Below are 9,664 nucleotides of genomic sequence, written 5' to 3'. Positions count from 1 at the left end.
GCTTGGCCAAGCAGTACCTGTCCTACTTCCAGGGGCCGGTGAAGGATTGGGAGGCCGCCGACCAGCGGCTGCTGCGCCGAGCGATCCCGGAGAACCGCCTGCGGGTCTATGACGTGCGCAAGGTTATCGAGTTGATCGCCGACACCGGCTCGGTGCTGGAGTTGCGGCCAAAGTTCGGCCTGGCCATGGTCACCGCCTTCATTCGCATCGAGGGGCGTCCGGTCGGCGTCTTCGCCAACAACCCACAGCATCTGGGTGGGGCTATCGATAGCGACGCGTCGGACAAGGCGGCGCGGTTCCTGCAGCTGTGCGAGGCGTTCGACATTCCGCTGCTGTCGCTCTCGGACACGCCCGGCAACATGGTGGGCCCCGAGGCCGAGAAGACCGGCCTGATCCGCCATTGCTCGCGGCTGTTCGTGATCGGGGCGAACCTGACCGTGCCGCTGTTCTCGGTGATCCTGCGCAAGAGCTATGGCCTGGGCGCCATCGCCATGACCGGCGGCTCCTACCAGGGCTCCATGTTCTGCGTGTCCTGGCCGACCGGAGAGTTCGGCGGCATGGGGCTGGAGGGCTCGGTGAAGCTCGGCTACCGCAACGAACTGGCGGCCATCGAGGACCCGGCGGCGCGCAAGGCTAAGTTCGACAACATGGTCGCGGCCGCCTATGCGCGCGGCAAGGCGCTGTCCCAGGCCACCGGCCCGGCGCTGGACGACGTCATCGATCCCGCCGACACCCGCCGCTGGGTGCTGTCGGGCCTGAAGTCCCTGCCGCCGCTACCGGTGCGGACCGAGAAGAAGCTGCGCTGGATCGACAGCTGGTGACCCCGCGCTTTCGAGCCGCTTGACGTTGTTTCTTACACCTGTAATCTTTCCGCATTACAGGTGTAAGAAATGTCTCGGATCAGCTCGGCGGAAAGCCTCGTGATGCAGGTGTTGTGGGCCAGGGGCGCGCTTCCGGCCGACGAGATCATGGCCGAGGTCGCCAGTCCGCAGGGCTGGGGCGAGGCGACGGTTCGGACCCTGATCACCCGGCTGTTGAAGAAGAAGGCGATCATCTCCGAACGCGAGGAGGGCCGGGTCCGCTATCGCCCGCTCATCTCCCAGGCCGACTATCTGACCGGCGAGAGCCAAGGTCTGCTCGACAGGCTGTTCGACGGCCAGCTCGCCCCAATGATCGCGCATTTCGCCCAGCACCGACGCCTGTCGCCGGACGAGCTCGAACGGCTGAAGCAGATGATCGCCGATATGGAGCGGGGCGATGACTGAGGTGGTCGCCGCCCTGGCAGGAGTGAACCTCGCGGCCGCCGTGGCGATCCTGTTGGTTCTCGCCATCCGACCGGCCGTGCGGCGAACCTTCGGCCCCGAAGTCGCCTACCGCCTTTGGGCTATTCCGCCAGCGGCGGGACTGGCGACCCTGCTGCCTGCGCGGGTCGCCGAGGGGCCGCCTCCGGCGCCGGAGGCGAGCGAGCCTGGTCTCGCCGCCGCGCTGCTCGCCCTATGGCTTGCGGGAGCGATCCTCGCGGTCCTGTGGCTCGCCCTACTGCAGGTGCGGTTCCTGCGCCTTGCCCGCGCCGGACGAACTGGCCCGGCCGTGATTGGGGTCATCGCGCCCCGGCTGGTGATGCCTTGCGGCGATGGCGCATACAGTGATGAAGAGCGCGCTCTGGTGCGGGCTCATGAGCGCGAACACATCGCTCGGGGCGATCCCCGGGCCAATGCGCTGCTGGCGGCGGTGCAATGCCTTTGCTGGTTCAATCCGTTGGTGCATCTGGCGGCGCGGTTCATCCGGCTGGATCAGGAACTGGCCTGCGACGCCGCGGTGATCCGTCGGCGCGGAGTGGCCAAGGCGGCCTATGCCCGCGCGCTGTTGAAGGTCCAGATGTCCGGCGTCTCTCTTCCGCTCGGGGCGCGTTGGCTGGCGCACGGCGCCCATCCGCTGGAGTTGCGGATCGCGTCGCTGGCGCGGTCGCCGCGCAGCGACACCATGGTAGGGCCGATCCTGGTCACGGCGGCGTTGGCTGCGTCGGTCGTGGCGGCCTGGGCTTGTCAGCCGCCGGTCCCGGAGCGACCCAGTCTGGTTCCGCAAATTGTCGGCGGGGATCGACCGATGTCGGTCGCGATCATTCGAATGGCGCCGGTCGCTCGGCCCTGACATCAGGGGACGCCGCATGCCCGCCCGCCGTGAACTGTTCGAGGTCGCCGGAGTGCTGGGCGTCCTGGCCATCGTCGTGAGCCTGCCCCTAATCGGGGTTTATGCGACCTGGTCCGACCGGCGGGCGATGCGCGCGGCGTGGAATATCTCTGGACCATCCTGCTCGGTCGCCGCCGCGCCGACGCCGTCCCTATCGGAGCGGCGCCCGTTGAAGGTCTTCGAGTATGGCGGCGCCAGCTTCTCGCGGAAATTCGGGCATGTGAGCTGTGTCGCGCCTCGCGAGGGCGGGCTGTTCACGCGCACGACCTATCGCGTTTGCCAGTTTTCCGCGCCGGCGCTGATCGGTGTCACCACCGCCGAGGGGACGGTGTTCTACGCCCCCGGTGTCGGACGGCGCGCCACCGTGGCGGTCCGCGGTGGTACGCCGTCCTGCGTGATAGGGGGCTGGTTCTCGGGCTAGCGCGGTACGTAGGTCCGCAGAACGTCCTCGATGATCCGTTCGAGTTGGCCGAGCGTGTTGCAGGTCTTGGCCACGTGGCAGAAGCGCTCATAGCGGTACATGACGCTGTCGCCCTGGCTCCAGTAGCTCTCCGGTTCCGGGTTGAGCCAGATGACCGAGCGCGCGCGCTTCTGGATCGTCGCCATCAGGTCCAGCCGCGGGTCGGCGTAGTTCGACCGCCCGTCACCCAGGAAGATCACCGTGGTGTGGCTGTCGACATGGTCCAGGTGGTTCTCGCAGAAGTCCTCCAACGACTTGCCGTAGTCGGTCTGCTGGAAGCCGATCCGCTTCAGGACCTCGAAGATCGCCTTGTCGACGTGCTCGTCGTCGAGGATGGCGTTGACGCTGATCAGCCGGCCGGAGAAGGCGTAGGCCTCCATGCGGTCGACTACCTCGTTCAGGCTATAGAGGAAGGTCAGCAGGAACTGCGCGGCGGCGGCCACCGATTTCGACACGTCGCAGATGCAGACGATCGAAGGCTTGTCGATCTTCTCGGTTTTCCAGATGACCTCGAAGGGCATGCCGCCATAGGGCATCGACTTCCGCAGGGTGCGGCGGATGTCCATGTGGCCGCGCTTGGCGCGGTTGCGGCGGCGCGAGTAGCGGTCGGCCAGCCGCTTGGCCATCTTCTTGACCAGAGCCTGCATCATCGCCTGATCGACGGGATCGATCCCGCCCTCGGCGTTCAGCGCCTTGCGGGCCAGCATCTCCTCGCGGAGCATCTTGCCCGAGCCGGAGGCGTAGAGCTCGTGCTGGCGGGCGACGTAGCGCTGAGCCTCCTCGGTCAGCTTCCGCTTGCCGGCCTCGAGCCGATCAGCGGCGTCACCACCGCCTTCTAGCTTGCGCGCGGCGTTGATGATCGCCTCGATCTGCCCCAGGCCCATCTCTTCCAGCAGACGCCGCGTCAGGCGCGAGCGCTGGGTCGAGAGGCGGATCTGCGAGACCTGGGCCCGCTCGGCGGCTTCTTCCATGGCCTGGGCGATGGAGGAGGCGTCGCCCTCCAGCAGCATCCGGGCGAGGTCCGACTCCGCCGCCTCGGGCGGCAGGCCGTCCATGGGATCGCCGCCGTCCTCGCCGCTGGGCGGCGGGGGCGGGGTGAAGGACACCTGGTCGCGGGCGAAGAAGGTGTCGAAGGTCGCGTCGAACCGCACCACCTCGTCGGCGGTCTTGGCCAAGGTCGCGCACAGCGCGTCCTTGAACAGTTCACGGTCCGAGAAGCCAACCTTCGCCACCGTCAGGTGAGCGTCGATCGCCTCAACAGGCGAGACCTTGACGTCCGCGGCCCGCAGGGCCCGGAAGAAGTCTTCCAAAGCGCCCTGCATGGGATCAGGCCGCCGGCCGGCGGAGCAGTTCGCCGATCTGCGGCTCCACGGCGTTGATGTCCGGCTCGAACTTCAACAGCACGTTGAGGGTGTCACGCACGACCTCGACGTCGAGGCTGTCGGCGTTGAGCAGGATCAGCGCGCGGGCCCAGTCCACGGTCTCGGAGATCGAGGGCGACTTGCGCAGGTCCAGCGTGCGCAGCGACTGCACGAAGCCGACCAGCTCGGCGGTCAGCGTCGCCTCGATGTCCGGCACGCGGCTGGCGACGATCTTGCGTTCCAGCGCCGCGTCCGGCAGCGGGATGTGCAGGTGCAGGCAGCGGCGCTTCAGGGCGTCGCCCAGGTCGCGGACGTTGTTGGAGGTCAGGAACACCAGCGGCGGGGTCTTGGCCTTGATGACGCCGAGCTCGGGGATGGAGACCTGGTAGGCCGACAGCACTTCCAGCAGGAAGGCCTCGAACGCTTCGTCGGACTTGTCGATTTCGTCAATCAGCAGGACGCAGCCGTCGTCTTCCTTCAGCGCCTTCATCAAGGGGCGCGGTTCCAGGAAGGGCTCAGAGAAGAACAGGTCGCCGATGCCGTGCAGCCGGTCCATCGCCGCGTCCATGTCGGGGGCGTCGGCCAGGGCCGCGCCCATCCGGTCTTTCAGGATCTGGGTGTAGAGGAGCTGCTTGCCGTACTTCCACTCATACAAGGCCTTGGACTCGTCCAGGCCTTCATAGCACTGCATGCGGATCAGCGGCTGGTTCAGCAGGGTGGCGGTCGAGAGCGCCAGTTCGGTCTTGCCGACGCCGGCCGAGCCTTCGACCAGGATCGGCTTTTGCAGGTGGATGGCCATGTAGAGCGCGGTGGCGATGCGCTTGGAGGCGATGTAGCCGACGCTGGCCAGCCCCGCGATCAGGGCGTCCACGGATCCCAGGACGTCCGTCGGCGCGGCCTTAATCGCCGCGGTGGAAGAAAGGGTCAAAGTCTCGAACTTTCATAAGTGCGCGAAAACCGCGCCATGGCGTCTTCAATAATTCGCCAAGTGTGCAAGCCCCTCAGCCGGGACGCAAGCGAACGTTCAAACGTCTGTTGGAAGGAGGGGTGGAACTGCTACGTCGCGCCCGCGAAGAACGCCGCCAGGGCGGCCTTGGCTTCTGGCTCTTCGAGGGTTGGGGCGTGGCCCATATTGGGGATCTCCACGCGGGCCATGTGCGGGGCCGCGGCGCTCATCTTGCCGGCGATGTCGGCGTCGAGGATGTCCGAGGTCTCGCCGCGCACCAGCAGCAGCGGGCGGTCCGTGGCCAGGGCGTCAAACAGCGGCCAGAGGTTGGGGGCGCCCGCGGCCGCGGCGCCGTCGCTAGCCGGGGCGGCGGTCTTGAAGCCCTGGGAAATGGCCGGGTCGTAGTCGAGCGAGAAAACGCCATGGTCGTCGCGGAACACTCGGCGGGCGAAGCGTTCCCAATCAACGTCGGTCAGGTGGGGCAGGGCCTCGCCATTGATCGCCTTCGTATAGGCCGTGGCCTGCGCCCAACTCGAGACCGCCGGCGCGCCGCCGACATAGCTGGCTATCCGGGCGATGCCGGCCGCGCCGACTTCGGGTCCGATGTCGTTCAGCACCGCGCCGCCGATCAGGTCGGGACGCATGGCGCACAGCGTCATGGTGATCAGACCGCCCATCGAGGTGCCGATGAAGTGGGCGCGGCCCATACCCAACTGGGTCATCAGGGCGATGACGTCGGTGGCGTAGATCGCCGGGTTGTAGTTGGCGGGGTTCGGGTCGCGGTCGGAATTGCCGCGCCCTCGCACGTCGATGCTCAATACGCGGCGACCCTGAGCGGCGATCAGCGGGGCGACGACTTCGAAGTCGCGGGAGTTCCGCGTCAGGCCGTGGATGCAGATCACCGGCAGCTTCGCCGGGCCCGAGGCGGGGGCGTGGTCGCGGGCGAACAGGGCCAGGCCGTCGGCGCTGGTCCAGGTGCGGTCGGTGATCATGTGAACTCCAGATCGTTGAGCATATGCATAAAGCCCCGCTTATCCCGGCTTTCGCCGGGAAGAGCGGATGGTGGGTGACCCTATCCCAACCCATACGGCCGGTAAGGGCCGGCGATGAGCTGTTCAAACACCCCCATGCCGGTTTGCGGCGCCTCGCCGGGCGATGACAGCGTCACCCGTGACAGGGCCTGGATGTGGACGTTCTCCGGGCTGGCCATGTCGGTGGCGGCCAGGTCGATGTCCTCGCGCTCGACAACCAGTTCGCCCTTGTAGCCTCCATGCCGCCAGGTCGGCGCGCCATAGCCGATGCCGCGCATCAGGAAGGTCAGGAAGGGCTCGAAGGTGATGCTGGCGCTGCCCTGCGCCAACGGAACGTTGAGCGTGCCGCCGCGCGCATGGCGGGTGCCGGTGACCAGGCTGACATCCTCCATGACCGCCGCCTCGGTCTCATAGTGGCCGTCCGGGCCGGAGCCGTCGGGCGCGATGACGGCGCGGGTGTTCCAGGGCCGGCCCTCGGGGTCGGCGTTGACGTGGTAGAAGACGCTGCGGTCGGCGAAGTTCAGCGGCGTCCATTGCCAGAAGAACCCGCCCAGGGTCATCGGGACCGCCGGCTGGGGATCTGGCGCGCCGACCGGGCGGATGCCCCACGAACGGTCGCGGCTGCCCACCGTGCCGGCCTGCAGCTCGCGGCGAACGCCGTCGATCTCGATCCAGCCGGTGATACGGACGTTCTGGGTCAGGCGCGTGTAGTCCATGAAAGCGCGCGGGCCGATCCGGCGCATGAAGCGCGGCTCTTCGATGGGGAAGGCGCGCCCCTCGAAGACCAGTTCGGCGGCGAATCCGTTGGACGGATCGATGATGACCTTAAGTTTCTGCAGTGGCTCCAGCACCTCGATACGGATCGGGCCGCAGGTGAGGTCCATGCGCTCCATGTTCAGGATGCGGCTGGCGTGCAGGCAGTGCTGGACCCCGTCACGCACCACGGAGAAGTGGGCGTCGGCGATGTTGAGCTGGGGGTAGACCCCAAAGGCGACGGCGAAGAACTCGCTTCCGTCCGGCGCATAGCCGTTGAAGAAGTAGCGGTCGTAGAAATTCCGGTCCGTGCCCGCATAGGCGATCGGTTCGGGGGTCTGGTGAATCGGAAAATCGTCGGCCTTGGTCAGCATGGTGGCGTCCTCCCAGACGGTCTGAAATCGGCGCCGATCTTGTCTCGATCCGTCGACGGTATTGCGACGTCGCCTGTTCGCGCAGTATCAAGTGAACAAAGATAACAAAACAAGGGAGGATGCTTTTTGCTAACGTCACGTAAGGTTACGGGGCGTAAAGGCGAAGAGCTCGGCGCATCATGAGCAGCATCGGCGTTCGCATACCCGACGACCACGCGCGCAACCTGATTGACCCCACCGCCTACGCGGATGGGCGAATTCACGAAACCTACGCCTGGCTCCGGGCTAATAACCCCTTCGGACTGGCCGAGGTCGAAGGATTCGACCCGTTCTGGGTCGCGACCAAACATGCCGACATCCTGGAGATCAGCCGCCAGAACGCGCTGTTCCATAGCGGTGATCGCTCGACCGTCATCACCAACAAGGCCGCGGACACGGCGGTTCGGGCGATGATGGGCGGCAGCCCCCATCTGGTGCGCAGCCTGGTGCAGATGGACGCCCCCGATCATCCGAAATACCGCGCGCTCACCCAGGCCTGGTTCATGCCGCCCAACATCAAGGGGTTGGAAGACCGCATTCGGGGCATCGCCCGCAAGGCCGTGGACAAGATGGCGGCGACCGGCGGCGAGTGCGATTTCATCAGCGCCGTGGCGCTGCATTACCCGCTGCACGTAATCATGGAGATCCTGGGCGTTCCGGAGGCCGATGAGCAGCGGATGCTCACCCTGACCCAGGAACTGTTCGGCGCCACCGACCCCGAGCTTGGCCGCAAGAGCGACCGCGAGGCGGACCTGACCAAGCTGCTGTCCGAGGGCGTGGTCGCCGACTTCTACGCCTATTTCGCCAAGCTCTCGGCCGACCGCCGAGCCAACCCGACCGACGACTTGGCGACCGTGATCGCCACCTCCGAGATCGACGGCCAGCCGATCTCCGAGCTGGAGGCGATGAGCTACTACATGATCGTCGCCACCGCCGGCCACGACACCACCTCGTCCACCACCGCCGGCGCACTGTGGGCGCTCGCCGAGAACCCCGAGCAGTTCGCCAAGGTCAAGGCCAACCCGGCCCTGATCCCGGGTCTGATCGAGGAGTCGATTCGCTGGGTGACGCCGGTGAAGCACTTCATGCGGACGGCCACCGCCGACGCCGATCTGGCGGGCAGGAAGATCGCCAAGGGCGACTGGATGATGCTGTCCTATCCGTCCGGCAACCGCGACGAGGCGGTGTTCACCGACCCCTTCAAGTTCGACGTCGAACGCACCCCCAACAAGCACGTGGCCTTCGGCTACGGCGCCCATGTCTGCCTGGGCCAGCATCTCGCCCGCATGGAGATGCGGATTCTCTGGGAGGAACTGTTCGCGCGTCTGGAGTCGGTTGAATTGGACGGCGCGCCTCGCAACATGGCGGCCAGCTTCGTTTGCGGGCCCAAGTCGGTTCCGATCCGCTTCAAGATGCACTGAGGAAGTCGCGTGGCCCAGCCGTTCAAGACCTGGCAATGCCGCACCTGCGGCTACATCTATGAAGAAGAATTCGGCGATCCGGCGGAGGGGCTGGCGGCGGGCACGCGCTGGGCCGATATTCCCGACAGCTGGATCTGTCCGCTCTGCGGGACGGCCAAGGCCGAGTTCGACATGATCGAACTCTGAGCCCCGCCCGACGTTGACTCACTCGCCGCCGGCTCGTATATGCGCCGGCTCTTGTAGACACCCCCGGGCGAAAGCCTGGTCTTTAAGAAGATACGGTCATGAAGGTTCGAAGCTCGCTTAAGTCGCTCAAGACGCGTCACCGCGACTGCAAGCTCGTGCGCCGCAAGGGCGTCGTCTACATCATCAACAAGACCAACCCGCGCTTCAAAGCCAAGCAAGGCTAAGGCTGCGGGGCCCAGATGCCGAAGGCGGTCATCTGGGACGTTGGTAATGTGGTCGTGCGCTGGAGCCCGCGCACGCTCTACTCTCAGATCTTCCCGGAGCCGGTCGCTTGCGACCGGTTTTTGTCGTCGGTCTGCACGATGATCTGGCACGTGAACCACGACCTGGGCGTCACCTTCGCCGAGAACCGCGCGCCCCTGATCGCCCAGTACCCGGAATATCGCGAGCAGATCGAGGCCTGGGAGACCCGCTGGTGGGACATGTTCTCCGGCACCATCCCCGAGACCGAGGCCGCCATCGAGGCCCTGCACGCGGCCGGCGTCCCTCAGTACGGCCTCACCAACATGTCCGACGAGACCTTCGAGGGCACCATGGCCATGAGCCCGGCCTTCAAGCGGCTGGCCGACATCGTGGTTTCAGGTCGCGAAGGCATGATCAAGCCCGACCCGCGCATCTACGCCCTGACCTGCGACCGCTTCGGCCTGGCGCCGGGCGACATCTTCTTCGTCGACGACAGCGTGGCCAATGTGGAGAGCGCGCGCGCCTTTGGCATCGACACCCACCATTTCACCGATCCGGCGGCGCTGCGGCCGGCGCTTGCGGCGCGGGGACTGCTCTAGGCCGGAACTCTCTGTCCCGGCGCATGTTGTGCAGCGGTCCCATCACCTCAGGAGATCGCCC

At 66.5% G+C, this 9,664-nt stretch carries 12 protein-coding genes; 8 read left to right on the top strand and 4 right to left on the bottom strand.

The annotated features are described in order from the left end of the window. From Q7T84_RS06170 to Q7T84_RS06155, 4 genes are all read left to right on the top strand, one after another. Positions 1-821 (top strand): carboxyl transferase domain-containing protein (locus Q7T84_RS06170; protein ID WP_304806874.1); only part of this gene is annotated, 821 nt, incomplete at its 5' end. A 69-nt stretch (positions 822-890) separates the two neighbouring features. Beyond that, positions 891-1,265, top strand: a complete 375-nt coding sequence (locus Q7T84_RS06165; protein WP_304806872.1) for a BlaI/MecI/CopY family transcriptional regulator — start codon at positions 891-893, stop codon at positions 1,263-1,265. Next, a complete protein-coding gene (locus Q7T84_RS06160; RefSeq protein ID WP_304806870.1) occupies positions 1,258-2,151 on the top strand; it encodes a M56 family metallopeptidase in 894 nt (297 codons plus the stop codon). The genes Q7T84_RS06165 and Q7T84_RS06160 overlap by 8 nt, the downstream gene beginning before the upstream one ends. A gap of 16 nt (positions 2,152-2,167) precedes the next feature. Continuing rightward, a complete protein-coding gene (locus Q7T84_RS06155) occupies positions 2,168-2,611 on the top strand; it encodes a hypothetical protein (protein WP_304806869.1) in 444 nt (147 codons plus the stop codon). On the opposite strand, the gene Q7T84_RS06150 is transcribed toward Q7T84_RS06155, so the two are convergent. From Q7T84_RS06150 to Q7T84_RS06135, 4 genes are all read right to left on the bottom strand, one after another. After that, positions 2,608-3,972, bottom strand: coding sequence for a VWA domain-containing protein (locus Q7T84_RS06150; protein ID WP_304806868.1), 1,365 nt, complete (start codon positions 3,970-3,972; stop codon positions 2,608-2,610). The two genes, Q7T84_RS06155 and Q7T84_RS06150, sit on opposite strands and share 4 nt — an antisense overlap. Positions 3,973-3,976: 4 nt before the next feature. After that, positions 3,977-4,939 carry a MoxR family ATPase gene (locus Q7T84_RS06145; RefSeq protein WP_304806867.1) on the bottom strand — a complete coding sequence of 321 codons (963 nt, stop codon included), beginning with the start codon at positions 4,937-4,939 and terminating at the stop codon, positions 3,977-3,979. Between the two features lie 128 nt (positions 4,940-5,067). Beyond that, positions 5,068-5,949: an alpha/beta fold hydrolase gene (locus Q7T84_RS06140; RefSeq protein WP_304806866.1), complete on the bottom strand. Its 882-nt coding sequence runs from the start codon at positions 5,947-5,949 to the stop codon at positions 5,068-5,070. An 80-nt stretch (positions 5,950-6,029) separates the two neighbouring features. Then, positions 6,030-7,115, bottom strand: a complete 1,086-nt coding sequence (locus Q7T84_RS06135) for a hypothetical protein (protein WP_304806865.1) — start codon at positions 7,113-7,115, stop codon at positions 6,030-6,032. 179 nt (positions 7,116-7,294) lie between these two features. On the opposite strand from Q7T84_RS06135, the gene Q7T84_RS06130 reads away from it, so the two are divergent. The 4 genes from Q7T84_RS06130 to Q7T84_RS06115 all read left to right on the top strand — a co-directional run bounded on the left by Q7T84_RS06130 (position 7,295) and on the right by Q7T84_RS06115 (position 9,603). Then, positions 7,295-8,575 (top strand): cytochrome P450, encoded by a 1,281-nt coding sequence (locus Q7T84_RS06130; protein WP_304806864.1) that lies wholly within the window; start codon positions 7,295-7,297, stop codon positions 8,573-8,575. A gap of 9 nt (positions 8,576-8,584) precedes the next feature. Then, positions 8,585-8,761: a rubredoxin gene (locus Q7T84_RS06125; protein ID WP_304783708.1), complete on the top strand. Its 177-nt coding sequence runs from the start codon at positions 8,585-8,587 to the stop codon at positions 8,759-8,761. Between the two features lie 98 nt (positions 8,762-8,859). After that, positions 8,860-8,985, top strand: a complete 126-nt coding sequence (ykgO, locus tag Q7T84_RS06120; protein ID WP_111456358.1) for a type B 50S ribosomal protein L36 — start codon at positions 8,860-8,862, stop codon at positions 8,983-8,985. Between the two features lie 15 nt (positions 8,986-9,000). After that, a complete protein-coding gene (locus tag Q7T84_RS06115; RefSeq protein ID WP_304806863.1) occupies positions 9,001-9,603 on the top strand; it encodes an HAD family phosphatase in 603 nt (200 codons plus the stop codon). Positions 9,604-9,664: the final 61 nt, after the last annotated feature.

Origin of the sequence: Phenylobacterium sp., from assembly GCF_030654915.1 — a bacterium.
GTDB lineage: Bacteria > Pseudomonadota > Alphaproteobacteria > Caulobacterales > Caulobacteraceae > Phenylobacterium.
Note: the sequence above shows the minus strand (reverse complement) of the source record. Positions and strands in the feature narration are given on the sequence as shown.